General features: G+C 45.6%; 23 protein-coding genes. 9 read left to right on the top strand and 14 right to left on the bottom strand.

The features are described from left to right. The first annotated feature begins 213 nt into the window (after positions 1–213). A complete protein-coding gene (locus tag AC0VYE_RS32975) occupies positions 214–1,884 on the top strand; it encodes a PucR family transcriptional regulator (RefSeq protein WP_475445024.1) in 1,671 nt (556 codons plus the stop codon). A gap of 72 nt (positions 1,885–1,956) precedes the next feature. Here the strand turns inward: AC0VYE_RS32975 and hxlB are convergent, their stop codons facing one another. From hxlB to AC0VYE_RS32990, 3 genes are all read right to left on the bottom strand, one after another. Continuing rightward, entirely contained in the window at positions 1,957–2,514 is a 558-nt protein-coding gene (hxlB, locus tag AC0VYE_RS32980; protein WP_475449807.1) for a 6-phospho-3-hexuloisomerase, read from the bottom strand. Positions 2,515–2,522: 8 nt separating this feature from the next. Continuing rightward, the gene (gene hxlA / locus AC0VYE_RS32985; protein WP_076266387.1) at positions 2,523–3,155 is read right to left on the bottom strand and encodes a 3-hexulose-6-phosphate synthase; all 633 of its coding nucleotides are present in this window, start codon (positions 3,153–3,155) and stop codon (positions 2,523–2,525) included. Between the two features lie 131 nt (positions 3,156–3,286). After that, positions 3,287–3,622, bottom strand: coding sequence for a winged helix-turn-helix transcriptional regulator (locus AC0VYE_RS32990; RefSeq protein WP_475445027.1), 336 nt, complete (start codon positions 3,620–3,622; stop codon positions 3,287–3,289). A gap of 276 nt (positions 3,623–3,898) precedes the next feature. Between AC0VYE_RS32990 and AC0VYE_RS32995 the strand changes: the two genes are divergently transcribed. From AC0VYE_RS32995 to AC0VYE_RS33010, 4 genes are all read left to right on the top strand, one after another. Beyond that, on the top strand, positions 3,899–4,618 hold the full coding sequence (locus AC0VYE_RS32995) for a 3-ketoacyl-ACP reductase (protein ID WP_076266389.1): 720 nt from the start codon (positions 3,899–3,901) through the stop codon (positions 4,616–4,618). A gap of 101 nt (positions 4,619–4,719) precedes the next feature. Beyond that, positions 4,720–5,739 (top strand): LLM class flavin-dependent oxidoreductase, encoded by a 1,020-nt coding sequence (locus tag AC0VYE_RS33000; protein WP_475445028.1) that lies wholly within the window; start codon positions 4,720–4,722, stop codon positions 5,737–5,739. 153 nt (positions 5,740–5,892) lie between these two features. Next, positions 5,893–8,046 carry a YhgE/Pip domain-containing protein gene (locus AC0VYE_RS33005; RefSeq protein WP_475445029.1) on the top strand — a complete coding sequence of 718 codons (2,154 nt, stop codon included), beginning with the start codon at positions 5,893–5,895 and terminating at the stop codon, positions 8,044–8,046. An 81-nt stretch (positions 8,047–8,127) separates the two neighbouring features. Next, positions 8,128–8,694: a beta-class carbonic anhydrase gene (locus tag AC0VYE_RS33010; protein ID WP_076266392.1), complete on the top strand. Its 567-nt coding sequence runs from the start codon at positions 8,128–8,130 to the stop codon at positions 8,692–8,694. 71 nt (positions 8,695–8,765) lie between these two features. Here the strand turns inward: AC0VYE_RS33010 and AC0VYE_RS33015 are convergent, their stop codons facing one another. The 4 genes from AC0VYE_RS33015 to AC0VYE_RS33030 form a co-directional block, all read right to left on the bottom strand. Beyond that, entirely contained in the window at positions 8,766–9,248 is a 483-nt protein-coding gene (locus tag AC0VYE_RS33015; protein WP_475445032.1) for a GyrI-like domain-containing protein, read from the bottom strand. A 65-nt stretch (positions 9,249–9,313) separates the two neighbouring features. Then, positions 9,314–10,252, bottom strand: coding sequence for a helix-turn-helix transcriptional regulator (locus AC0VYE_RS33020; protein WP_475445033.1), 939 nt, complete (start codon positions 10,250–10,252; stop codon positions 9,314–9,316). Positions 10,253–10,281: 29 nt separating this feature from the next. Further along, positions 10,282–11,091, bottom strand: a complete 810-nt coding sequence (locus AC0VYE_RS33025) for a GNAT family N-acetyltransferase (protein ID WP_076266395.1) — start codon at positions 11,089–11,091, stop codon at positions 10,282–10,284. Positions 11,092–11,284: 193 nt separating this feature from the next. Next, positions 11,285–12,190 (bottom strand): NAD(P)/FAD-dependent oxidoreductase, encoded by a 906-nt coding sequence (locus AC0VYE_RS33030; protein WP_475445036.1) that lies wholly within the window; start codon positions 12,188–12,190, stop codon positions 11,285–11,287. A 226-nt stretch (positions 12,191–12,416) separates the two neighbouring features. Here AC0VYE_RS33030 and AC0VYE_RS33035 point away from each other — a divergent pair, with 226 nt between their 5' ends. Next, the gene (locus AC0VYE_RS33035; RefSeq protein WP_144376697.1) at positions 12,417–13,385 is read left to right on the top strand and encodes an MraY family glycosyltransferase; all 969 of its coding nucleotides are present in this window, start codon (positions 12,417–12,419) and stop codon (positions 13,383–13,385) included. Between the two features lie 225 nt (positions 13,386–13,610). After that, positions 13,611–14,330: an NPCBM/NEW2 domain-containing protein gene (locus tag AC0VYE_RS33040; RefSeq protein ID WP_475445038.1), complete on the top strand. Its 720-nt coding sequence runs from the start codon at positions 13,611–13,613 to the stop codon at positions 14,328–14,330. 112 nt (positions 14,331–14,442) lie between these two features. Here AC0VYE_RS33040 and AC0VYE_RS33045 read toward each other — a convergent pair whose 3' ends face one another. Further along, the gene (locus AC0VYE_RS33045) at positions 14,443–16,032 is read right to left on the bottom strand and encodes an AraC family transcriptional regulator (RefSeq protein WP_475445040.1); all 1,590 of its coding nucleotides are present in this window, start codon (positions 16,030–16,032) and stop codon (positions 14,443–14,445) included. 83 nt (positions 16,033–16,115) lie between these two features. Further along, positions 16,116–17,123, bottom strand: a complete 1,008-nt coding sequence (locus AC0VYE_RS33050; protein ID WP_475445042.1) for an ABC transporter substrate-binding protein — start codon at positions 17,121–17,123, stop codon at positions 16,116–16,118. Between the two features lie 204 nt (positions 17,124–17,327). On the opposite strand from AC0VYE_RS33050, the gene AC0VYE_RS33055 reads away from it, so the two are divergent. Next, positions 17,328–17,843 carry a DUF4309 domain-containing protein gene (locus AC0VYE_RS33055; RefSeq protein ID WP_475445044.1) on the top strand — a complete coding sequence of 172 codons (516 nt, stop codon included), beginning with the start codon at positions 17,328–17,330 and terminating at the stop codon, positions 17,841–17,843. 91 nt (positions 17,844–17,934) lie between these two features. On the opposite strand, the gene AC0VYE_RS33060 is transcribed toward AC0VYE_RS33055, so the two are convergent. From AC0VYE_RS33060 to AC0VYE_RS33070, 3 genes are all read right to left on the bottom strand, one after another. Continuing rightward, positions 17,935–18,315, bottom strand: coding sequence for a VOC family protein (locus tag AC0VYE_RS33060; protein ID WP_076266632.1), 381 nt, complete (start codon positions 18,313–18,315; stop codon positions 17,935–17,937). A gap of 160 nt (positions 18,316–18,475) precedes the next feature. Next, a complete protein-coding gene (locus AC0VYE_RS33065; RefSeq protein WP_475445045.1) occupies positions 18,476–19,723 on the bottom strand; it encodes a TolB-like translocation protein in 1,248 nt (415 codons plus the stop codon). 133 nt (positions 19,724–19,856) lie between these two features. Then, positions 19,857–20,009 carry a hypothetical protein gene (locus tag AC0VYE_RS33070; protein WP_475445047.1) on the bottom strand — a complete coding sequence of 51 codons (153 nt, stop codon included), beginning with the start codon at positions 20,007–20,009 and terminating at the stop codon, positions 19,857–19,859. Between the two features lie 16 nt (positions 20,010–20,025). On the opposite strand from AC0VYE_RS33070, the gene AC0VYE_RS33075 reads away from it, so the two are divergent. Continuing rightward, positions 20,026–22,104, top strand: a complete 2,079-nt coding sequence (locus AC0VYE_RS33075) for an acyltransferase family protein (RefSeq protein WP_475445049.1) — start codon at positions 20,026–20,028, stop codon at positions 22,102–22,104. A 58-nt stretch (positions 22,105–22,162) separates the two neighbouring features. Here AC0VYE_RS33075 and AC0VYE_RS33080 read toward each other — a convergent pair whose 3' ends face one another. Further along, entirely contained in the window at positions 22,163–24,046 is a 1,884-nt protein-coding gene (locus AC0VYE_RS33080) for an FtsX-like permease family protein (RefSeq protein ID WP_475445051.1), read from the bottom strand. Beyond that, the gene (locus AC0VYE_RS33085) at positions 24,018–24,785 is read right to left on the bottom strand and encodes an ABC transporter ATP-binding protein (RefSeq protein WP_475445053.1); all 768 of its coding nucleotides are present in this window, start codon (positions 24,783–24,785) and stop codon (positions 24,018–24,020) included. The genes AC0VYE_RS33080 and AC0VYE_RS33085 overlap by 29 nt, the downstream gene beginning before the upstream one ends. Between the last annotated feature and the right edge of the window lie 18 nt (positions 24,786–24,803).

The raw sequence follows: 24,803 nt of genomic DNA on the forward strand, positions 1-24,803 counted from the left end.
GAGACAAACCTTACGGAGAGGCTCACCCTTCAATTGTTATTTGGCATATAAACCCTTGAAAAGAGCATACCTGCTTGCCTACGAACTGTCATTGTACGTTCAATACAAATCTTATTTATATTTTTAGATGAAACGTCTAACATATCCTTTACAGCATTCTTGATTACTGCTAGCTTTTATATCAGGAACTAAACCGGAGAGGGATGAATAAGAATGCTGCTCGAACAATTGCTGTTACACCCAATATTTTCTGGATCAACGGTCATTGCAGGCCACAGCGGCTTATCCCGTGTCGTTGAAACCGTTAATATTATGGATGCCCCCGACATCATTCATTTCTTAAAGCCTGGCGAGCTGCTGCTTACAAACGGCTACTTTATGAAGGAAAATCCTGAAGCTCTACTCGATCTGATATTGAAGATGAATCAATTGAAATGCTCTGGCCTAGCGGTAAAAACGAGACGTTTTGCCCTCGACATTCCCCAAGAAATCAAGGATGCGGCTGATCGTATCCCGTTTCCGATTATCGAAATCTCTTCGGTTGAGCATTCGCTCGGAGAAATCTTGCAGCGCTCGACCAGCGTTATTTTAGATAATAAAAATGATGAACTGCAGCATTCGCTGACCGTCCACAAACAATTTGCTTCAATGATCATGAAAGGAAACGGTATTCCCGAAATTGTAACTGCCCTTACGCAGCTGCTTCACTCTCCTGTTGTGCTGCTTAGCAGCAAGCTGCAGGTTACGTCTCACTCGCATCACTTCAAGCTGCCTAAGTTTCTGCCTCTCGTATCAGCTGTCGAAGCCGTTCTAAGCAGCCAGCCCTCTCTTCAAACTGCAGCACACCACTGCTTGCTTGATCCCGCTTTACACGAATACCGCCATGTAGCGATCTATCCGATATTCACCTATAGGCATGAGGGTTATTTGATTACCTTTCAGCCAAAACAAGCCTCATCAAACCAACATGACTTAACGCTAGAGCAGGCGTCGAATGTCATAGGCATGGAGATGTCGAAGCTGCAGGCGGTAAAGGAGCGTTCACGTCGGTACAAAAATGAATTTTTCTCCGATTTAATTGATGGTTTTATCGGTTCTGAGCAGGAGGCTTTGCATCGCGGCAAAAAATACGGTCTCAAGCAAAAAGGGAAATATCTGCTTTTAGCGGCAAAGAAGGATGAGCAGACAAATTCTAGAGAAAGCCAAACAACTAATGCTGCGGCTCTGTTCGACGAGCGCCTGATCTCTGAGCGTGATGTGCAATATGAGCTGATTAAGCGCCATTTTTCCTTGCTGGGTGAAGTGTTCGTTATGTTTACCAAAAATGATTTGTTCGGAATGCTCTTGTTCATTCAAGAGTCCAAGTGGGAGGAGGGTACGTTCCTCAAGCATTTATCCGCTATGACGTCTCAGCTGTTTGAGCAATCCCAGCTTAGCATCTCGCTTGGCGTCGGCAATCCGGTCACTAACGTACTAGATATCGGACTGTCGTATAATGAGGCAGTCAAAGCGCTGCAAATCGGTTACCAAATGAAAAAAACGAGGTTTGTTCAGTCCTATCAATCCAAGGATATCAGCTATCTCTTCCGTATGATTCCCGATGATGAGCTGAAGCAGTTTTACGAGGAAACGTTTCAGTGCTTCTCTTCTATTGATGAAACCGAGCAAAAGGAGCTGATGCGGACGCTGAATATGTATTACGATACACAATGCCAGCTCGTCGAAACGTCCAAGCGGCTTTTTGTGCACCGCAATACGGTTATTTATCGATTGGACAAATGCGAGAAGCTGATGGGCATTAAGCTCAAAGATCCCACTGAAAGCCTTCGCTTGCGTATCGCCTTCGCTATCGAGCCGTTATTACGAATAGATCCTAGTCGTTAGAAAGTTAGAAATAAAAAAAGGGACGATCCCCGGCCGCATTGCGCCCTAGAGAAAGTCCCTTCTAAACTACAGCTATTCTAAATTCGCATGATTGCCATACATCGCTTGTCCGCTCAACGCCTGCTTCTCCATCAATCGCAAAACAATAGCGTCGCATACAATCAGCAGCATTTGCTCAAATAATGAGCCCATCGGCTGAATCGTAGCCGCTTCATTCGCTGCCTGATCCTTCGGGGCTCCTGGCAGCTTGACGACGATGTCAGCCAAATTGCCGATCGTCGATGCCGGCGAGAGGGTTAATGCGCCTACCGCAGCTTCCAAGCTTCGCGCTTTCTCCGCCATCGGCACCAGCGATTTTGTCTCGCCAGAGCCCGAGCCAATCAGAAGTAGATCTCCTTTGCTGAGGCTGCGCGTAACCGTCTCACCAACGACATACACATCCAAGCCGAGATGCATCAGTCTCATCGCGAACGCCCGCATCATCAGTCCCGAGCGGCCTGCTCCTGCCACAAATACGCGTCTTGCCGAGCCAACAGCCTCAGAGAGCAGCTCCAATTGTTCCTCTGCCAGCTGACCCGAGGCTTGATTCAGCTCTTGCATAATAGCAGCTAGATTATTCTCTTTTGGCATCATTCGAATTAACCTTGTTTAATCAATTGCTGCATTTCGGCAGCTGCTGCTTTAATATCGGCTTGTCCCGTAATGCCGCCGCCTACTATGACAAGATCAGGACCAGCAGCGATAACTTCCGGCAAGGTGTTCAGCTTAATGCCGCCTGCCACAGCTACCTTTGCATTTTTGACCACTGCTTTAATAGTGCGCAAGTCCTCGAAGGAGTTTTGACCAGCCGCTTGCAGATCGTAGCCCGTATGAACACAAATATAATCAACGCCGAGTGCATCGACTTCAGCCGCACGCTCCGCCAAGTTTTTAACGGCAATCATATCAACCAATATTTGTTTTCCTTGTTTCTTCGCTTCATCGACGGCACCCTTGATGCTCGCATCCTCTGCAACACCAAGAATCGTTACGATATCCGCGCCAGCTTCAGAAGCTTTCATCACTTCGTAGCCGCCTGCGTCCATGATTTTCAAATCCGCAAGTACGGTCAGGTTAGGAAAAGCTTCCTTAAGCGCTTTGACCGCATGCAAGCCTTCATTGATTACGATTGGCGTACCAATTTCCACGACATCAACAAAAGATTCAACCTGCTTCACAACTTCAATAGCCCCTTGAATATCAACAAGATCCAGCGCTAATTGCAATTTCATCTATATTCACTCCTCATAGGTTCTGTTTATTTCACTGACAAGGCCTATTCTAGAGAGTTACGGATGAAAAAAAAAGTACGCACTTTTATGTAACGTAGTACCCATTTGGGAACTATGAGCAGCCATTTCTATCATTTTTCGTGCAGCTCAGCCATTCTTTCTTGATGCTGCTCGCCCCATTTCGACATGACGTTCAGCAGCTCCTTCACCGTTAAACCGTACTCTGTTAAAGAGTACTCTACCTTAGGCGGCACCTGCACATACACCTTGCGATCAATGATCGCATCATCTTCTAATTCTCGCAGCTGCTGCGTAAGCATTTTTTGGGTAATGGCCGGCATCTCCCGCTTCAGCTCGCCGAATCGATGCGTTCCTGCAGTCAAATGACAAAGAATAACTGGCTTCCATTTCCCGCCTATAACTTTCAAGGTCAACTCTACTGTTTCTTTAAAATGCTGATCACCCAATGTGAGCGGCTCCTTTCGTCAAAACATTATACAAATCTACATATGCAATCACTACGCTGCCTGTCTAATTCACCAGAAAATCACATGATAACTGGCATTATGAGAAAGCGCCATCATCATTCTGTCCTATTTTCAAATATAAAGTTGGTACTTGCAATCCTTAGAATATAGCTCAATAATAAGACACAACGTAGTAAATTCCTTGTTATGAGGATATCATATCTATGCCGCATCATACGAATCAAGCAATCTACAATGAATAGAGGAGAGATAATCATGGAATTAAAAAATAGATCAGCTATCATCACCGGTGCAGGAAAAGGCATCGGCAAAGCGATTGCCGTTGCTTTAGCTGCAGAAGGCGTCAACCTTGGCATCATTGCTCGTACAAGCGCCGACTTGGAGACGTTGAAAGACTCGCTTACAAGCACTTACGGAATTAAGGTCTTTATTGCAACCGCCGATATCGCTGTTAAATCGGATGTCGATCAAGCGATTGCATCGCTCAAAGAGAGCTTAGGCTCCATCGATATTCTAATTAACAATGCAGGAATCGGTACGTTCGGCACATTGCTTGAAATGGATCACGAGCAGTGGGAGCGCATCATCCAAACGAATGTGCTCGGAACCTACTATGTAACCCGCGCTGCACTTCCAACTATGCTGGAGCAAAGCGGCGGAAGCATCATCAATATCGCTTCTACGGCTGGCGAACGCGGTTTTGCAACCGGCTCCGCTTACTGTGCTTCCAAGTTTGCAGTCATGGGCATGACTGAGGCGCTTATGCAAGAGGTCCGCAAATCCAACATTCGTGTAACAGCCTTAACACCAAGCACAGTCAACACAGAGCTTGCTTCAAACGCTGGCCTGAAAATTGGTGACGAGGATCGCATGATGCAAGCTGAGGATATGGCTGCGCTTGTTCTGGCAACATTGAAGCTGCCTGATCGCGTATTTATTAAAGCCGCAGGGATCTGGACTACAAACCCGCAATAATAGACTTAAGAATAATGCCCCACGCCCTTGCTGGCGCTGGGGTTTTAAACTATCCGTGCAGCGGCATCCCGCTGTGCGCCACATGGGAGGTAAATTCAACGATGTCTATACACAATATTCCCTTTTCGATATTAGATCTTGCACCAATCGTAACCGGCAGCTCGCCCGCTCATTCATTCCGCAACACACTTGAGCTAGCCCAGCACGCTGACAAATGGGGCTACAATCGGTTCTGGCTGGCCGAGCATCATAATATGCCCGGCATCGCAAGCTCAGCCACTTCAGTTGTTATTGGCTACGTTGCTGCTGGAACTGAAAAAATCCGCGTAGGCTCAGGCGGCATTATGCTTCCGAATCACGCACCGCTCGTCATTGCCGAACAGTTCGGTACGCTCGAATCCATGTATCCAGGCCGTATCGACCTTGGGCTTGGAAGAGCGCCTGGCTCTGATCAGGTCGCAGCCCGCGCGCTGCGCCGCGGACTTGGCAGCAACGGCGAGGATTTTCCAGAGCAGCTAAACGAGCTGCGCCATTATTTCCATCCTAGCGATGAATCACGCGGCGTATTGCCACGTGCTGTTCCCGGCGAGGGACTAAATGTTCCGATCTGGCTGCTTGGCTCGAGCGGCTTTAGTGCACAGCTTGCTGGTCACCACGGTCTCCCGTTTGCTTTTGCCAGCCATTTTGCGCCGGATTTCCTGCTGCCTGCGTTGAAGCTGTATCGCGACAACTTCCGTCCATCGGAGGTGCTGGATAAGCCATATGCGATGGTTGGTCTGAATGTTATTGTCGCTGATTCCGATGAAGCCGCTAAATTCCTAGCCACCTCTCAGGAGCAAGCCTTCCTGAACCTCATAAGAGGACGCATGGGGCAGCTGAACCCGCCAGTTGACAGCATGGATGGCCTATGGAACGAGCAGGAGAAAATGATCGTTCAAAAGCAGCTCAGCTTCACCATTGCCGGCACCAAAGCAACGGTTAAGGACAAGCTGAACGCCTTAATTGAACAGACTGGCGCTGACGAGTTGATTGTCGTTAGCCAAATTTATGATCAAGCGGCGCGCCTTCGCTCCTATGAGCTGCTCGCTGAAATTTTTAATGAAAGCTCAGCAGCACAATAATCAAACCAAGAGCAGTATCCGAGGCGTACAACGCTTTGGATGCTGCTTTTTCTATGCTCACCTGTACTCCCATGGAAATCAGCGACAATTCTGTGGTGTAGTTTTTGGCCTATTCAGCAATACTAAGTAAATCATTGTTGAAGGTGGGAGAACATGGGGCCTATATTCGCTATTTACGCCAAAGATCTTCGCAGTATTTTCCGGAACAGCGCAGCTGCCATCGTCATTGTTGGACTCGCTTTTTTGCCATCTTTATATGCTTGGTTCAACATTGAAGCGTCTTGGGATCCATACGGCCAGACCAGTTCACTTGCCATAGCCGTCGTGAACAACGATGAAGGCGCTGTGCTGCATGGGACGCCCATCAAAGTTGGAGACGAAATTATAGCCTCCTTGAAGGAAAATAAAAAAATTGGCTGGGTGTTCGTAGAGGGCAACAAGGCCATTGAAGGCGTTAAGCATGGCGACTATTATGCCAGCATCACCATTCCGCCCGATTTTTCTGCCAAAATGGCCACGGTGCTATCGAACCATCTTCAACAAGCAGAGCTCGATTACGCGGTAAATGAGAAGATCAATGCCGTATCGCCAAAAATCGCCCAGAAGGGTGCGAGCGGCATCATTGAGCAGGTTCGCGCAAGCTTCGTCAAAACCGCTAACGAAACGATTTTTCGTATATTCAATCAAATAGGCATTGAGCTCGAGGAGAACAAACCAGCGATTGAACAGGTTCGCAGTACTGTATTCAAGTTGGAATCATTGTTCCCTCAGATTAATGACGCCGTCGCACTAGCGGTTACCGATATTGAAAAATCGAAAAAAATCGTTGCAACCGTTCAAACGGAGCTGCCAAAAGCTGCCCAGCTCGCTAAGGACGGCGAAGCTTTCGCCAAGCAGCTCGGTACTTTTTTTGACCAAAGCAAATCGGCCCTCGACACGGCTGGCCCGCTGATTAAGCAGGATTTGCAGCTGCTGCTGCAAACGGCCAATTCGGTGGAGGAGCTTGTCGGCATATTACAGGACACGAATATAGATCCTGAAGTGGTAAAAAAGAGCTTGGAGCTGGCAGAGCAGCGCCTGACAAGCTCCATCATCGTCATTGATGGGATGCTGAATCTGCTCGATCGCTTGAATGATTTGGCACCAAGTAAAGTAATCGTGTCGACCATTGATCGACTAAAACAGGTGAACACAAGGTTTCAGCAGCAGCTTACGATTGTTAAGCAAATCCGGTCGGCAGTCGAAAAGGGCGAGAAGCCAGCGCAGACGCTAATTGATCGTCTCGGCACTTTATCCAAGGAAACCTCTTCGTTCTTAACGGACGTGCTGGGCCGTTATGACAGTGAAATTTTGCCGCATATCAAACAAGCAGCGGACAAAGCGAAAAAATCTGCCGCAACCGCAGAGTCCGTATTAGCGGAAGCAAACAAGGTCATTCCGAGTGCTGCATCCATCGTAAGCGACGCTGCTAAGGGACTAGAGCTTGGCGGCAAGGAAATGGCCAACATTCAAAAAAACTTACCCGCAGCAGAGCAAAAAATCAAAGGGCTCGCACAGCGGATTCGTGACTTGGAGAAGGAAGGCAATTTAAATGAGCTTGTTGATTTGCTCAAAAATGACGCCGAACGCGAGGGTGCTTTTTTCGCTGAGCCGGTTATATTGAAAGAAAATCGCCTATTTCCGATTCCGAATTACGGTTCAGCCATGTCCCCATTTTTCACAACGCTATCTCTATGGGTTGGTGCGCTGCTGCTCGTTTCACTGCTTAGTGTGGACGTTCATTCCACAGCAGAAACCGCATACCGCAGCTATCACGTCTATTTTGGGCGTTACCTGACCTTCCTTACGATTGCGATTGTACAGTCGCTGCTTGTTACGATCGGCGATATATGGCTGCTTAAAGCGTTTGTCGCAGACAAAATCTGGTTTGTGCTGTTTGGCGTTATTTTGAGCGCGGTGTTCATGCTGATTGTGTACACGCTTGTATCCGTATTTGGCAATGTCGGCAAGGCGATGGCTATCGTTCTGCTCGTGCTTCAGCTTGCTGGATCAGGCGGTACGTTCCCAATTCAAGTTACACCGCCGTTTTTTCAAGCAATTCACCCCTTCCTGCCCTTCACCTACGCAATCAGCATGATGCGTGAAGCGGTAGGCGGTATCTTATGGGATATCGTTTCCAGAGATTTAATCGCTCTTGCCCTTTTTGCTGGTGCTGCACTGCTGATTGGCTTAGCTCTGAAGAAATGGATTAACCGCTATTCTACCAAAATGCTGGAAAAAGCAAAACAGAGCGGATTAATTCACTAGTAAAACATTTGACTAGCCCCCATTTTCTATGAATAATAAAATAAACAATAGAAAAACGATCTTGGGTTAGGAGGCAATTATATGTCCATGGTTCCGCAAATAATGGAGTTTAATAAGAAATTTGTTGAGGAAAAGCAATATGAAGCCTATTTGACTGACAAATTTCCCGATAAGAAGATTGCAGTCCTTACTTGTATGGACACTAGACTTGTAGAGCTGCTGCCAAAAGCATTAAATTTAAAAAATGGCGATGCCAAATTTATTAAAAATGCTGGCGCCATTCTGACTCAGCCGTTCGGAAGCGCGATGCGCAGCATCCTCATCGCAGTGTACGAGCTTGGCGCTCGCGAGGTTCTCGTCATTGGCCATCATGGCTGCGGTATGACCAACCTCAATACAGAAGGCATGGTCAGCAAATTCCAAGATCATGGCATCGATCCGCTTGCCATCGAAACGCTCGAAAATTCAGGCATACGCATGGATAAATTCCTTCGTGGCTTCCAAAGCTCCGAGGAAGGCGTCATGCACAGCGTCAAATTGATCCGTAAGCATCCTCTCTTCCCAAAAGACATTCCTGTTCACGGCTTTATCCTCGACCCCGAAACGGGCGCTCTGGAGCTTCTCGTTCAGGATTATCAAGCAGAGTAATTGAGCATAAGCAAAGAATAGAAAAAACGGTTGTCCTCTGAGCTGAATCAGCCCATAGGACAACCGTTTTTTTATTTTATCGCAATGTAGATGTCGACTTCCGCATTCGCAGTGTCAAATGTCCGGCCGTCATAAAGCTCGTAATCGCCGCCATAAGTGCGCTCAATAGACGAATGCTCGAAAAACGCCCAAATCTCGCCCCATGCTTGCGCTACAACTTCATAAACGGGACCCTTCTTCGTTTTAAAAACCATAAATTTAGCCTCTGGAACCGTCGCTTGCTCTAGTCCATCCGGCAGCTCGGCTTGTGCATCTGCCCGCTCATGCCCAATAAGCACGGTATAGGCTCCACTAGCATCACTTTCATAATCCGTATACAGCGCATAGATAAGATGACCGTTATTCACCTGTGCTCGTTCTGAGATACCGCTGGTGAAATAAGAATCCCATAGACCGGACAAAAGTCCGTTTGCTCCCGCTTCCTGGGCATTCGTCGTGCGCGTTGTTACCCCTATAAGCGTAACTGCTGGTTTTACTGCAATGGTATCATTCATCTGCTGTTTCCCCATTTCCTTGGTATGATCTTATTTTACCGTAGGAAACTGGACAGCTGTCTGTCTTAGTTCTTATAACGGTTAACAATATTTTGAGCTCGCAAAATGATTTGCTCCACGAGAGCCTGAGGCTGCTCAACCTTAACCTGATCGCCGTAGCTTAGCAGCATTCCATAAAACCAGTCATCTATCGTATGCTTGCCTTCCACACGCAAGCTTCCATCCTCTAATACAGTCACTTGATCCGGATGAAAAGCATCTCCTACACGGTGGCGCACCTGCGGCTGGAAAATAAGCGTTACGATGGTATCTGCATTTTTCGACCATTCTACATCCCATGCGTAACCGTCCAGCGAAGGAGTCTCGCGGCGTTCAAATTGCTCCAGCAATAGATTCAGCTTCTGTATGCGCGATAAACGGAATACGCGAAACTGCTCGCGAAGCGTGCAATAAGCCTGCAAATACCATATGTTTCCCTTCAAAATAAGCGCATACGGCTCAATCACTCGCTCCGTTTCCGTGCCGTTCATGTTAATATAGCTGAGCTCCGCCTTCCGCGTCTCTTCAATCGCTTTCTTGAACAAGTTTACCTTGTCGCGCGCTGCTGGTCCCTGCCCCCAAGGGTTCAAATCAAAAACCAAGCTATCTCCAAGGTGATCGTTCTGAAGCTTATCCGATTTGTGCAGCAATGCTCTAACCTTCTCATGCAAACCAGCATAGGTCGCATCATCTAATGCGGTACCTATGCCTTTGACGGCTGCTATAAGCGACGAGATTTCTGCTAATGTTAAATAGTGACGAGACAGCGTATATTGCTCCATAATCTCGAACCCGCCTGTTGTCCCTTGATGAGCCAATACCGGAATGCCGGACTGGCTTAACGTATCCATGTCGCGGTAAATTGTTTTTGTTGATACTTCAAAACGATCCGCCAGCTCCTTGGCGCTTATTCGTCCCCGGTTAAGCAGCAGTACTGTCATCGCAAGTAAACGATCAATCTTCAAATCAGTACCTACTTTCTAAGCTTTTGCATCTACATAAATCTAATCTCAGCAATCGGCCCACTCTGGACAAAACCTATATTTTGATATACTTTGTTGGCAGCAGGGTTTTTATTATCCGCATACAGCATCGGCTCCCTGTTCTCTTCCTCCAAAATTTCGCAAATTCCCGCTACAACCGCGCTGGCATAGCCGTTTCTACGAAGGACAGACGGCGTATAAACCGCATTGATCCGTCCGTGCCGCGGAGATCGATGAGCGATGTTTGCCATCGCTACTGGCAGCTCATCAACAGACCAGAAATATAAATTGCCTCTCATGACCATTCCCTCTGCAGCGGGCATCTGACTGGCAGGTATAACCGACGCCCCATACGCGTCCTCAGAGAAGCCAGCCAAAAACTCAGCGACAAGCTCTACATGCTGGCGTGTTGCTTGAATCATTTTCCCTTTTACCTTCTTGGGCTTAATCACCTTTGGGCATGAATAAGCAGTCATCAACATATAAGCACGATATTGCAACTGGTTCGCCTCCGCATACATTTTCGCGAACGGTTCTGCCGTAGACGGAGCTCCGCATATACCCGGCAAATCCGTTCCTTCGTAATATGCGATAAGCTCCTGCATAAGTATGTCTCTGCGCTCTTCCGTCATATCCTCCGATAGCCATAACCAAGCGTTATGCCCAGGCGAACCTGCAAAGAGCAGCCGTCCGTCAGACGTCTTCAAGCTCGTTGCGCCTTCCAATGCCGTAATCAAATGAATCAGATTATATTGCAGCTCATCTCGCATAAATGGAAATTGATTTAAAACATGATCGTCTGGATGCAGCTTTTCTAACATAAGATCCCTCCTTTTCTCGCTGATAATTAACACTCTCTATACTTTTAGAGCCGTCTAATTAATTCAGTCCAACACCAATACCCATAATGAGTAGGGATGTAACAACGATGTCTATTAACTGATCCTTATTTTAGCAAAAAAACCTTAATAGGTATAACGATATTGCTGCGTTTATACACGCTCGCTGCAGCTGCTAAAATCCAAAATCCTGATGCGACAAATCGATATTGACCCCTATGGCAGCTTTGCTGCCTTCTCCGGCTGCGACAACAAGCTGTGCAGGTACAATAATAGAAGAATCGCCGGCTGCATATATGCCCCTTATGCTCGTTCTGCCGTAATCGTCCGTAACGAAGCCGCCTGCCTGTGTCATCGCACAGCCGAGCGCTTCTCCGAAGTGCGCTGCTTGGCCCCAAGATGGCGTAACAAAGCCGCCTGTGCGCTCAATCTCGGTGTTATTCGCAAATACGATACGATGAAGGCGGCCATTCTCGCCATGGAGAGCTTTAATTTTTTGCTGCGTCACTTGAATCCCTCTTTGGCCTAGTTGACCGATCTGCTGCGAGCTAAGGCTGTTCATTCCATTCGTACAAACGACTACATTACGACTCCAGTTAAACACCGTTTTCGCCAAATTGAAAATATTCGAGCCCTCCGAAATGACAACGAGTGGTTGATCACGCAGCTCCCAGCCATCGCAGTATGGGCAGCTGAACAGGCTTCTTCCATAAAAATCTCGTATGCCGGGGATAGCAGGCAAAGATTCCTTCAGACCTGCTGCCAAAATAAGCGTGCGAGCGTGATAAATAACACCGTTGCTTGTCATCAGATGGAAGCCCATCTCGCTTCGCTGCACCTCCGTCACTTTGTCAGGCTTAATGGTAACCGAAGGATACTGGGCAATATCTGCATGGGCTAATCGACGAAGCTCGCGAGGCTCAATGCCATCTCGCGTGATGAAGCCATGCGACTCATGGGTTACCGCGTTTCTAGGCTTATTGTGATCAAATACAATAACAACTCTTCGCGATCTGCCCAGCACGAGCGCTGCATTTAAACCAGCAGGCCCGCCGCCGATGATGGCACAATCCAGATTCATATCTATCGCTCCCTTATAAGTTGAACTATTAACAAGCCGATACGTTTAAACAAATTATCGCTTATCTTTATTCAATCTTGGCAGGAAGGATGCATCTTGATTGTGTAATAGAGAACGTGCTTCAAGCCCCTTTTAAAGATTAATATCTTCTCACTTATGTAATCTCCAATCGACAATTTTCTTCACGAATTGTATAATTCTGTTGTTCCTTCATTAAATAACGGTGGTGACTATTATTTTATATGCAATCTCTTTGTTAGTTTCCTTTGCTATCGTTTATTTCTTAATTCCTCCGTTTGCAAAGCTGGCTTTCCGTCTTGATTTTGTGGACAAGCCCCGCAAGGATGTTGAGCGAAAACTTCATAGGGAACCGATCCCTCTTACTGCTAGTTATGTTATTTTCATCGGATTTTTCTTTACTTATTTGCTCGTCACAAGAGATTTCTCCCTGCAAACTGGCGCCATATTTCTAGGCGGCGTACTGCTTCTCTTCATCGGCACAGTTGATGATTGGTACAAGACGAAAGGCAAAGACTTTCCGTCGCTTCCTAAATTTATCGTCCAAATATCAGCAGCGGTGCTCGTTTACGCTTCTGGCATCGCATTTACTGGCTTTTACAATCCGCTTTCAGGCGAATATGTGCTGCTTCCTGTTATTTTGCAGTTTACGCTTACGATTTTGTGGATCTTTGGCGTAACGACGGTCATTAACTTCTCCGATGGCATGGACGGGCTCGCTGGCGGGCTTTCGGCAATTTCTGCCGTTACGCTGTTCGTTGTAGCACTGGCCAAAGGACAATCCAATTCGGCCATCATGGCTATTATTTTAGTAGGCGTCACGATTGCGTACCTGCGATATAACAAACCTCCCGCAAAAATCTTTATGGGCGATGCTGGAGCTACCTTCCTTGGGTTTATTTTGGCGGTAATTGCACTAGACGGCGCGTTTAAGCAAGCTACCGTGATGTCGTTGTTTATCCCGATTCTCGCACTCGGCGTACCGATCTTCGATAATATATTCGTTGTCGTGAAGCGCATGCTGCAAGGCAAAGCGATCTATCAGGCAGATGCCAGCCAAGCGCATTATCGCTTGCTGCGGGCCGGCCTCAATCATAAGCAGGTCGTCATGTTCCTATGCTTGGTCAGCACATGCTTATGTTTATCATCTATCATTTTGCTGCTTGTTCAGATATAAAGGTAGAACCGAGACTATTGTCTCGGTTCTTTTTTTATACGAGATGAAAACCTGAAAATTAGTTTCAAATGCGCTAGTTAACAATTTATACCGTTAGAAATCAGTGTTTTCTACCTTACTTCTACAATTTCTGCTAATTTATCTCAATGAAATAAAGGAAATTTGTTCCTTATGTCGAAACGTAAATAAGCACAAATAACTATTTCATAATAAGGGGATACAGAAATGAAGGACAAATTAAAAGGATTATTTCTAGGACTAATGATTGGAGTTATGGTGACAGGATCTGCAGTATATGCTGCAAATACAACGAAAATTGATGTTGTATTTCAATCGGTAAAATATATGTTTGACGGTGTGCAAAAAAATTCATCCGATAAAGCAATTGTTTACAAAGGACAACTCTATGCACCCGCCAAATTCATATCACAAGCTGCAGGTAAAGAATTTAACTATGACAGTAAAAACAGTACAGTATGGGTCGGTAAGAAAGAAGGAGCTTCAAAATACTTATCCGATATTACTTATGCGAGGTTAGATGCAGTCTTGGAATCGTACATTGCCTTCAATCAAAGTAGTCGTAATAGTAAAATAACAATTGCTGATAATGTTTATCAGAAAGGCTTAAGCTTTGATTTAAATGCGATGGGCTTTAACTCTAACCGTGCCTCAATTCAATATAACTTAAATGGAAAATATAAATATTTAACCGCTTTTGTAGGAATTGATGATCTATCAAAAAATGCTAAAGCAACAGCAACTTATAAATTCTTTGGTGATGATAATGAATTACTTACAGTAGAAGAAGTAAAAGGCGGAGATAATCCGCAGCAAATTAAAGTAGATTTAACAGGAGTTCTTAAACTTAAAATAGAAGTTGAATGCATTGGGGATAGTTTCGATTCAATATATGCTGTGTTAGCTGAAGCTAAGGTTTTTCAATAATGAACTAGACCTCTGAATCTTTCAGAGGTCATCTTTTTTGTCGCACACTGATACCGTTTGAAGTTGGTATAGAGCTGTGCAATTAACAACACATCACAAGCACGGCCACATCTCACTCACCAAGCCTTTTCACAACACCGCTCATTTGTCCGAGCATAGAAAGCGGGTCCTCCCTCAGCCAGTCCTCAGACACCTTGAACACTTGACCTAGCTTGACGGCACGAAGCTCTCTCCACCATTCACTTTGTTCAAGCCTTTCATATTGCTGCTGCGAGTCCCAATCCTTCGTAACAACCACAAAAACATAATCACCTATATAACTAGATAATTGTTCGATGGGGATATCTGCTTTGAACGGATGCCCTGCCTGCTGCTGAACCTCTCTCACAGCCTCTGGCGCAGTGAAGCCTAGATCCTGATAAAACACCTTCATATCATAATAAACCTGAAGACTGTAGGGCAGCCCTCGCGCCCATAGGAAGGAAACCGTCTGCCCCTGTCCTAGACTTTTCGATAAAATGCGCTTGGAAGCCTCAGCCTTTTCAAGATAGCTATGAATCCAATCCTCGGCTTCTTTCTGCTTTCCTACCCATTCGGCGAGCTGGCGGAAGCGCTCGAACATCGGCAGCGACCAAGAAATCGTAAGTGTAGGTGCTATCCTGGCATAACTAGAGTAATGATGGCCGTCAAAGGTAATGATCGCATCCGGCTTTAATGCGGCAAGCTTGTCCATATAAGGGGTGACAACCGTTTGGCCAATCTCTTCAATGCCACTGATGCGATCTTGAAAATAACCTCCCTCAAGCAATTGAGCCGGAGCTCCAACCGGTTTGACACCAACAGTAAGCAGCTCACCCAAAAATTGCAGCGATGCGATACGAATGTTCTGCTTTCTTAAATGAACATAAAGCCTTGGGGAGACATTGGTATGCTGTTTAAAGCTGCGGCTAAAATGAAACGGGTCACGAAAGCCGATTCGGCTGGCAATTTCATTGATGGGTTCACCGGATGTTAACAGCAAATGCTTGGCGCGATCCATCCTAAATTGAATTAAGTAATCAATCGGGCTTTTGCCCGTCATCTTCTGAAACAGCCTGGAATAATGTCGCAGCGACAAGCCTGCCATCTCTGCCAGCTTTGCGTGTGTAATATCCAGCGAATAGGAGGCTTGGATATATTCAATCGTCCGCTCGACTGCCCGCAGCGTCTCATCCTCATATTCTTTTTGCTCAGCCTTTAAGACCATATAGATGGCCTCTTGAAAGAGCAAATGATTACGATATTCCTCCACTTCACTCGAGAGTACTCGTTTTTTGTACAAACGCTGTACAAGCTCCAGTAATTGTGTGAACGGCTGCACATGATATTCGCCATCTCCAAGCCCGACTGCCGGCGGCGCGCTTCGTTTACGCAGACGCAGCAAATCAAACTCAGCAACAAAAGCGATGAGCTGAAATTCAGATTGATTGAACAGCTCAATGGTCGCATTCGGCTGAAAGACAAAACATTTGCCAAATTCGAGCAAATACTCCTTGCCGTCAGCATGCAAAATGCCGGTTCCCTCAGCTGACACGATCAGCACATGTCTCTTCGTTTTTATTTTCACTTTCTCAGCAAGACTCTCGCACGAGATTCTTGTCGTGTCAGCCCAAACATACATGCAAGATAAGCGTAAAGCAGCATCTTTCGAATCATTCGCCATATTAGTAGGCCGCTCCCTAAAATGAAAGAAGTCCCTCAACAGTTGTTGAAAGACTCTTCAGCTTATTTATTAACGTGTGGCTGCTATTTGGAAAGCAATTGAACAGCATCTTCAAGCTGCCCTTTAAATGACATAACGTCATATGAGAACCAAAGCGCATCTTCCACAACATATACTTTATTGTTCTTAACCGCCGGAAGCATGCTCCAGAGGCTGCTTTCTTCGACTTTCTTTAAGAAATCAGGATCATTATTGAACTTAACGACAAACAATCTATCGGCTGACGCAAATTCATTCAGCTTCTCCAAGGATATATTAATGCCCAGCTCATGATCGCCTTTATCCCATTCGGTTTTCACTACGTCTGTCATCGGAAATTGCAGTGTATCGAACAAAGTATAACCTACATTGCCTGTGCCGTATACTCTAAGCTGGCCTTTCTCGTAACCCCCGATAACAACAACGCCGAAGGTTTCTCCTTCTTTTACGAATGAAGCTAATTTCGTTCTTGCTTCCGCAGCTTCTTGCTCATAATCTTTGATCCACTGCTCAGCTTTATCGTTTTTCCCTAGAACATCAGCTACGTCTTTAAAATGCTTGATCGCATCATTGCCTTCCCATTTCACAACGACGGTTGGAGCGATCTTACTCAGCTGATCCAGCTGTTCTTCATTCCACTCTGTTGCAATAATAAGATCCGGCTGCAGCTCCAGCGCCTTCTCCATATTCATGGCATTAGCTGCACCAATATCTTCAATACCGCCAATTTGATCTTTGATCGCTACGAAGTTAGAGAGCAAATGTGTCACAGCCCCAACCGGTTTAACGCCAACAGCGATCATTTCCGGCAAATATTGTGTCGTGATGATCCGCTGCGGGTTTACAGGTATTTCTACTTCTCTGCCCAAAGCGTCCTTATACACTTTAGTTGCTGACTGGCTTGCTTCTGTCTCTACAGGAGCATTCGATTCTGCAGGCGTTTGAGCCGGCTTCTCATTTGCTGTCGAGCCCGAATTACTGCATGCTGACACGAGCATGCATACTAGAATAAAGGCGATCAAAAGCCCCGATTTGCTAAATGGATAACGCATGATATAGTCCCTCTTCCTCGTTCTAATTGATAACTGTTATCAATAATAGCAAATGGATTATAGTGCGTCCATGTTGTATTCAGCCTTTTAAGCTGAATCATTCAGCCATTTATCTGCTAGAAAGCACTCTTTTTTTGACATTGAAACATTACATTTACTCGGCCCGTTTATAGTTATATCGAGTGAACTATTGGAGGCGTTTCTATGATAAGAATGATAAGCAAAACCACTGGAATATGCCTTTTACTATCTATGCTCCTCCTCTCCGCTTGTGCGAAAGCCGAGGAACCTGAAACGCCTCAAATAGAAACCGGTAAAGGGAATGCGTGTCGATTCACCCTCGACAGTGAGCTTCTAGAAACAGCCGAAAAAGGGCAGCTTAAGGGCTTAAAAGTAAATTTAAACCACTCTAGGAGCGAACTAGAGCAAGCCTATGGACAGCCTGACGAAGTTGGGTTTGAAAATGCTGATTATTTAAAATATGATAACTGCTACTTCTATATTTGGGACGAAAATAAGATAGGCGTAATCGATATAAAAATAAACGAATCCGTAGAAGAGGTTAAGAAGGTTTTGGGAGAACCAGATTCCGAAGGCAATTCTGATGGCGGGTATGATGAATATGGCCTTAGTTATACAACAGGAGATTATTCTTTATATTTTATGTACGAAGACGCGGCATCAACTGAAGGGATTGTTCGAATAAAGAGCATGAATTAACTTGTCATTGCAAGAACAGCGGCAGTCTCGAAAGACTGCCGCTGTTTTATAGAGCATTCGTTTCTGAATACACTGAAAAGGAAGGGGAATATTACTTTTTCTCCATTACAGCAAAGTAGTTTGCTTCATCATCTGCAAAGTTAAATACTCTTCCAGAAGGCATCGTTACAATGTCACCGACAGTGACACTTTTATTTGACAAGTCGCCATGCAGCTGTTCGAAGTTTTCCGTAAAAAACATTAAAGATGGTGTACCAAGATTTAATCCTGGTGACATTTTTGCAACGAATTCCTTATTATGTAGAATGATCGTTGTTTCTGAATCCTTTGTAGGAGCAATTTCAATATATCGAAACCCTTGGCCGTTATTTTCTTCAGAAATGACTTGAAAACCTACTTTTTCTGTCCAAAATTCCACTGCCTTATCTTGGTTATCTACATACAGCATGATTTGACCGACTTTACTAATCATTAATTGTTCCACTCCCTTGTTTAAGTCATTATCATAATTGAACTGGGTGTTACTCAGCCAGCTTGTCTCCATTACCTCCTTATATTATAGCATGTAGAATAGGTTATCAATTGAGCATATTATGATCTTTGCGGCATACGTTATGATGCACATGAAACACTCAAAAGAATGCAATCACCTCAGACCAGTCCCATTGCCCATAATAAGAATCTGCTTGGTCGATACCTTTTATCCATTCCACTGCATGGTGTCCATCTATGTCCGCCATGATTACATTTGCTGTAGTATGATCATCCCTCACCCAAAAGAGCTTCGAATGAAGAACTATCGGATTATAAGCGCCATGCTTTCGGGAGGACTTTGTCATATGTTTTTGCACGCCATTATTCAGCTCCACCCTCACTAAGTAAGGAAATGCTGCACGGCGCTGATCGCCATCTGGCTTAGATTCCGCTGCTCTCGACACAATAATATGCTGCAAATCCTGCCAAACAAATGCTTGATCAACGAAACGCTTAGGTGTATAGGCAGCCCCCTTCTCTGAGGTCACTTCCAGCACCTTCAGCTGTTTGTTACTGGTGGCCTCGCGCCCGATCCCTGCAATGTAAGCGAGCCGGCTGCCGCTCTTTGCCCATGAGAACCACTGGGGATTATTCACCATCTCATCAAGTGTTCTAAAAACAACGCCGTCCGTTGAAATCACACAGAGGATGTTGCTATCGGCCGATAATGACGCGGTTGGCTTAGCAAGAAATGCGATCCATCGACCATCAGCGGACCATTTGAACTCGCTCGTGCCAACCGCAAAAAAATCGTCAGATGGTGCTGGCAGCACATGAACGGTTGTATAGGTGCGAGGATCGTCCATTGTACGAAGTGGTATTTGATAAAGATGGATCGGCGTCCAGCCATCCGGGAGCAGCTCTGACTGTGAAGAAGCAAAAAAACCTTTGCCATACGGCAGCCAAGAGAAATTATCAATGGCAGCGGCGGAACCAAGCGGTTTGTCCGGCGAGCTCGCATCAACATATTGCAGTTGATCCTTTATCTGATATGCCAGCAGCTTGTTCTTCGGCGCCCATTGAAAATTTTTCCCGACATTTGCAGCGACGAGCTTGCTCTTGCCTGTCGGCAAATGCAGCACCCATAGCTCTTGCTCTTGCTCTGCATCTCCCTGCGTATATGCAAGCCATTCTCCATCGAATGACCACTTGGGATTGCGCACAAAAGGTCCGCTTACAAGCTTCTTCTCCACTTGACCTGTCTTTAGCCAAAGCTCGCCATTTCGCACAAAAGCAGCCCTTAGAAGTTGTTCTTGTTCCCCATTCGGTGCCGCTGCAATATCTGCTCCACTCGTCATAAACAACAACGCAAGAAACGAAGCGATCCAAACTTTTACGATTCTCATCTAGGGAACCTCCCAAAAAAATACTTGTGGTTACGGTTCCCTTTACTGGTGGAAACATGCATTTATTCGTTCTGTAACTTTTCGTTTTTTTTGTTTCCAGTTTGATACCGATTTGTAACTGTTCTGTTACGAATTATTTTAGCTGCCGCCATATAATTGATTTACAACGATTCATCATCCAGAGGGGCTGAACACCATTTTTACCATCGGTATTATTCGTAATCATCGCTTTTTCCACCGTCTTATTCTCATCGACCTTGCTGCAATTCTCCCTATTCAAATTCATGTAGGAGGATTCCGCCATGCCTAAACCAATCGGCAACAGTAGTCGCTATATGCCGGGACTGGATGGCTTGCGCGCCATTGCCGTTCTTGCTGTCATTGCTTATCACTTGAACTTGCAATGGGTACCGGGCGGACTGCTCGGAGTTACTATGTTTTTTGTCCTCTCTGGATATTTAATCACGGACATTTTGCTTAAACAGCTTCATCCTTCCAAGAAATTAGATCTCAAAACGTTTTTTATTCGCCGAGCTAGGCGATTGCTGCCTGCAATGTTCCTCATGATAGCTGTCGTTTCATTATGGCTGTTGATTAGTGATACAGGCCGGTTATTCTCTCTAAAAGGCGATATCGGGTCAGCGCTTCTTTATATAAGCAACTGGTATCTTATTTTCCATGAGGTTTCCTACTTCGAGAGCTTCGGCCCCGCTTCACCGTTCGGCCATTTATGGTCGCTTGCAGTGGAAGAACAATTTTATTTATTGTGGCCCCTCGTGCTGTTAGCCGTTATCCGCTTCTCTCCAAAACGGGGCAAACTTGCGCTGTGGACACTGGCGGCAGCTGCGGTATCAGCCGGTGCGATGATCCTGCTTTACCAGCCGGGTGTTGATCCAAGCCGTGTTTACTATGGGACGGACACCAGAGCCTTTTCCCTTCTCATTGGGGCAGCGCTCGCTATCGTTTGGCCGAGTTGGAAGCTGTCATCGACCTTGTCTGCACGCAGCCGTATGCTTATAGATGCTGTAGGCACATTCGGCTTCGTCATCATTTTGGTTATGATTAATCAGACCAACGAGTATGATTCTTTTCTATATCGCGGAGGCATGGTGCTGTTCTCCCTTGCTACTGCGGTTGTCGTGGCTGCACTCGCCCATCCCGCAAGTAAATTCGCAAATGTAATCGGAAGTAAAGTGCTTGCATGGATCGGCGTCCGTTCCTACGGCATTTATTTATACCATTATCCAATTATCGTGTTAACGACTCCAACGGCCGAGAGCGGGGAGCTGCATCCTGTAAGAGCAATTATTCAAGTAATCCTAACTTTCGTGCTTGCTGAGCTTTCTTGGCGGTTTATAGAGGAGCCTATCAGGCATGGTGCGCTTGGAAAAATATATTCCCTGTTTAAACAGCAAATGACAGAGCGGATTGGACTAAAAAAAGCCAGCAGCTATCTCGCCGTGCTTGTTATTGTTTTCTCAAGCGTATCCTGCACAAGCAGTGTGAATTTGCAATCAGCCAGCGGCGATAGCACGAACAATGAAACATCTGTAGTTGCGCCTGCCAAGCCGAATGTTTCGGAGGAAGCTGCTCCAGGCAAAGATCGTGAACAAGGCAAGACTGGTCAAAATGAGACTGTGATCGAGCCGAAGCCAGCTGAACCAGAAAAACAAACGCCTCCGCAAGCGACGGGGCAACCTGATCAATCTCATACGGCTCTGGGTACAGAAACAGATAAAACCGAACCGTCCATCACCGATCCGAAGCAGCCGAACGTTGATAACGTTGTTAACGGCACCGATGGTAGTAAGCCAAAACCAGTACCAAACGTTAATGACAAACCAACCAGCAATCCCGTACAGGGAAACAAAGATCAGAAGCCTGTACCAGACAAACCGACTGTCACCCCTATCGATCAAAACAGCGTGACGGCAATCGGCGATTCCGTCCTATTGGATGCTGAACCATTCCTAGAGAAGCTGGTTCCGGGTATCGTTGTTAATGGAAAAATAGGAAGACAGTTTGGGCAGGCATTAGACGTGATTGAGGATTTGAAAAAAAATGACCAGCTTGGAAATACGGTTGTTATACAGCTCGGAACGAACGGTGCCTTTACGACAAAACAGATGAATGAGCTTCTTGGCACTTTAGGCACAGAGCGTCAAATCATATTCATCAATACGCGTGTCCCGCGCAAATGGCAGGATTCCGTAAATAAAATGCTCGCGGCCACAGCGAAAAAGACGGAGAACGTGACCATTGTAGACTGGTATACAGCAAGCAAAGGGAAAAAGGACTTTTTTGCCGCTGATGGCGTGCATTTGAAAAAGCATGGAGCACAGTTTTATGCAGACCTGCTTGTTAAAGCATTAGACAAATAAAGAAGAGTGCTTTGGAGGTGTAATTGCCTCTGAAGCACTCTTTTTTTATGATGCTCAATTAGGCAAGCGCCATCTTTACCTGCCTAATATAGAAGAAACGAACGATGAAGAAGTAAATGACTTGAACGATAAAAAATAGGCCAAGCACGAGTATGGATTCCTTGAGCAGCGAGTATTTAAACATGTTGGATAGTGTCATGAGGGCAACAGCCCCATGTACTAATGCCACCACGATTGGTGCAAAGAATAGCAATATAATTTGTCGATTCAGTATTTTTGCAAGCTCTTTGTCGCTCAGACCCATTTTCGCAACCGCTTTGAACTTCTGTCTGTCATCATCCAAATCGCTGTACAGGCGGAAATAGAGAAAACTGCCTGCGGAGACAAAAAACACGATTCCGATAAACAAACCAATGAACAGTATCGGGCCAAAGCGCTGGCTTAGAACGGAATTTTGAAATTCAAGCGCGTAAAACTGATATTTATCGCTATAGGGAATGAGATTCGTAAGCTTACCGCCTGCCTTTATGGCTTCTTTCTGCCGCAGTGGTCCATGCCATGCATAATAATGGCTCTCTTGTACTGGAGGCTGGAGTTTTGCAAATTGTTCATCCGATACAATGAAATAGCCGCTGAAACCATGTACCGCTGGCGATACAACAGCTCGATTGGCTTTAATCACAACACTAGGCTGCAGCGTAAATGGTTCGTTAAGCATCGCTTTACCCGCTCGTGACATCCCAAAGTCAACAACCGCTGCTTTGCCGCCAGAAAGCTTAATCTTATCTATTTTCATTAATTCGGCCAAATGGTTATAGTCGGATTGCTTAACCACTACAATCATTTTATCGCTATTGGAGGCCTTGTAATAACCAAGCTTAAGCATTGCTTTTTCATTTGCGATGTTCGATTCTTTCAGTGTGCGATCAATCTGCTCCATATGCTTTTGCTCGCTGCTATCACCATCCATTGTTGTCTGGTAGGTGAATAGATAAGGATTTCCCTTAACATGATCTCCGCCGATGATGGATTGAAACCCATAAAGCGAGCCTATCGCACAAAACGAGACCGTGGAGATGATAGCGACCAGAAAGAACGAACGTGCGTTGTCCTTCAAGCGGTAGGCGAGATCGGAAAAAAGCAGCATATTCGTTTTGAGCCAAAAAATCGATTCCATACTCTTTAGCTTCCGAATGATATAGACGCTAAGCTGTGTAAACAGCAGGTAAGTGCCGATGCAAACCATGATCGTAACCGGAATAAGCAGAAAAATAGCCTCGGCGCCATCGGCTCGCAAACTAAGAAAGTAGCTTGTTCCAATCAGGATTGGTACTAGCACGGAAAGAAGGAAAGATGACTTCGGCTCACTTTTCGCTTGCTTGTTTGCCTTTAAAAGCGTAACCAGCTGCCCGCTGCGCAGTACGGTAGAAATAAAAAAAGAGATGAGAATAAATAAAATCAAAAATGAAACCAGAGTGAGGGCAATAGCCTTATAAGGAATATAAAAGGATAGCTTTTCATTGATGGTAAGAACATTTTCCCCTGCAAGCAAAATCGCCTTTGCAAACACAAGCCCCAAACCAATGCCGCCGATAATGGCAAATAGGCCAATAATCATATTTTCCAAAAAAATCATCAGACGGAGCTGGACAGTGGTCATGCCCTGCATGATCATCAGCCCAAATTCTCGTTTGCGCGATTGTAGAAATGTACTCATGGAGTACAGAACAAAAAAGAAGGAAAATACATAAATAATCCACTTGGATACAGAAAGCGCAAACGTAGCGCTGGAATGAATATTTTCCCCGCTAAGGACAGGGTGGTATGCAAAGATAGAAAAAGTAAAGAAAACCATCACCGTAAATAGACTGCTGAGGAAATAACCTGCATAAAGCCGTTTGTTGCGAGTGACGTTACGGAATGCGAACTGGCGAAACGTCATTATGATATCCTCCTAACAGCGAAAGCGTATCGATAATTTTTTGGAAGAAGGTTTGACGATTGTCACCCCGATGGATTTCCGTATAGAACCTGCCGTCCTTAATGAAAACAACACGATTGCAATAACTAGCAGCCACCGCATCATGCGTGACCAGCATCATTGTTGCTTTCTGCTCACGGTTAATTTTCTCCAGCAGTTCCATGACATCCTTCGCTGCTTTGGAGTCAAGGTTTCCTGTCGGTTCATCTGCCAGCAGCAGCTTGGGGGAATGAATCATAGCCCTTGCTATCGCTGCTCGCTGTGCCTGCCCCCCAGATATTTCATACATGCGTTTATTCATAATCTCTGTAATGCCTAGCTTCTCTGCTATGGCTTTTACTTTTTTCTTCATTTCGCTAACCTTGTTGCCATCTAGTGTCAGCGGCAGCACAATATTCTCCTCAACCGTCAAGGTATGAAGCAGATTGAAATCCTGAAAAACAAATCCAAGCTCACGGCGGCGAAATATCGCTAACTCATTTTTGTCCAGCTTGCTGGTCGTTTTGCCGTGAAAGGATATGTCTCCCGTTGTCGGCTCGTCAATCGTTGCAATTAAGTTCAGCAGCGTTGTTTTCCCGCTTCCAGAGGGGCCCATAATCCCGACAAAATCACCATCATCAATCGTTAAATTAATGTCGGTCAAAGCTAGGTAGGACATTTTACCTTCATATATTTTACTAACCTGTCTTACATGCAGCATACTTAGATCTCCTTTCAA

It is taken from the genome of Pristimantibacillus sp. Z349TD_6 (assembly GCF_056173205.1).

What these genes read in the sequence shown, in the direction of transcription:
- hxlB (WP_475449807.1), bottom strand. Translation starts at nt 2,514, where the DNA reads ATGCCAAAAGAGAATAATCTAGCTGCTATTATGCAAGAGCTGAATCAA.
- AC0VYE_RS33040 (WP_475445038.1), top strand. Translation starts at nt 13,611, where the DNA reads ATGAAGGACAAATTAAAAGGATTATTTCTAGGACTAATGATTGGAGTT.
- AC0VYE_RS33005 (WP_475445029.1), top strand. Translation starts at nt 5,893, where the DNA reads ATGGGGCCTATATTCGCTATTTACGCCAAAGATCTTCGCAGTATTTTC.
- AC0VYE_RS33075 (WP_475445049.1), top strand. Translation starts at nt 20,026, where the DNA reads ATGCCTAAACCAATCGGCAACAGTAGTCGCTATATGCCGGGACTGGAT.
- AC0VYE_RS33045 (WP_475445040.1), bottom strand. Translation starts at nt 16,032, where the DNA reads ATGGCGAATGATTCGAAAGATGCTGCTTTACGCTTATCTTGCATGTAT.
- AC0VYE_RS32995 (WP_076266389.1), top strand. Translation starts at nt 3,899, where the DNA reads ATGGAATTAAAAAATAGATCAGCTATCATCACCGGTGCAGGAAAAGGC.
- AC0VYE_RS32975 (WP_475445024.1), top strand. Translation starts at nt 214, where the DNA reads ATGCTGCTCGAACAATTGCTGTTACACCCAATATTTTCTGGATCAACG.
- AC0VYE_RS33060 (WP_076266632.1), bottom strand. Translation starts at nt 18,315, where the DNA reads ATGATTAGTAAAGTCGGTCAAATCATGCTGTATGTAGATAACCAAGAT.
- AC0VYE_RS33055 (WP_475445044.1), top strand. Translation starts at nt 17,328, where the DNA reads ATGATAAGAATGATAAGCAAAACCACTGGAATATGCCTTTTACTATCT.
- AC0VYE_RS33030 (WP_475445036.1), bottom strand. Translation starts at nt 12,190, where the DNA reads ATGAATCTGGATTGTGCCATCATCGGCGGCGGGCCTGCTGGTTTAAAT.
- AC0VYE_RS33015 (WP_475445032.1), bottom strand. Translation starts at nt 9,248, where the DNA reads ATGAATGATACCATTGCAGTAAAACCAGCAGTTACGCTTATAGGGGTA.
- AC0VYE_RS33065 (WP_475445045.1), bottom strand. Translation starts at nt 19,723, where the DNA reads ATGAGAATCGTAAAAGTTTGGATCGCTTCGTTTCTTGCGTTGTTGTTT.
- AC0VYE_RS33025 (WP_076266395.1), bottom strand. Translation starts at nt 11,091, where the DNA reads ATGTTAGAAAAGCTGCATCCAGACGATCATGTTTTAAATCAATTTCCA.
- AC0VYE_RS33050 (WP_475445042.1), bottom strand. Translation starts at nt 17,123, where the DNA reads ATGCGTTATCCATTTAGCAAATCGGGGCTTTTGATCGCCTTTATTCTA.
- AC0VYE_RS33070 (WP_475445047.1), bottom strand. Translation starts at nt 20,009, where the DNA reads ATGAATTTGAATAGGGAGAATTGCAGCAAGGTCGATGAGAATAAGACG.
- AC0VYE_RS33080 (WP_475445051.1), bottom strand. Translation starts at nt 24,046, where the DNA reads ATGACGTTTCGCCAGTTCGCATTCCGTAACGTCACTCGCAACAAACGG.
- AC0VYE_RS33000 (WP_475445028.1), top strand. Translation starts at nt 4,720, where the DNA reads ATGTCTATACACAATATTCCCTTTTCGATATTAGATCTTGCACCAATC.
- hxlA (WP_076266387.1), bottom strand. Translation starts at nt 3,155, where the DNA reads ATGAAATTGCAATTAGCGCTGGATCTTGTTGATATTCAAGGGGCTATT.
- AC0VYE_RS33085 (WP_475445053.1), bottom strand. Translation starts at nt 24,785, where the DNA reads ATGCTGCATGTAAGACAGGTTAGTAAAATATATGAAGGTAAAATGTCC.
- AC0VYE_RS33010 (WP_076266392.1), top strand. Translation starts at nt 8,128, where the DNA reads ATGTCCATGGTTCCGCAAATAATGGAGTTTAATAAGAAATTTGTTGAG.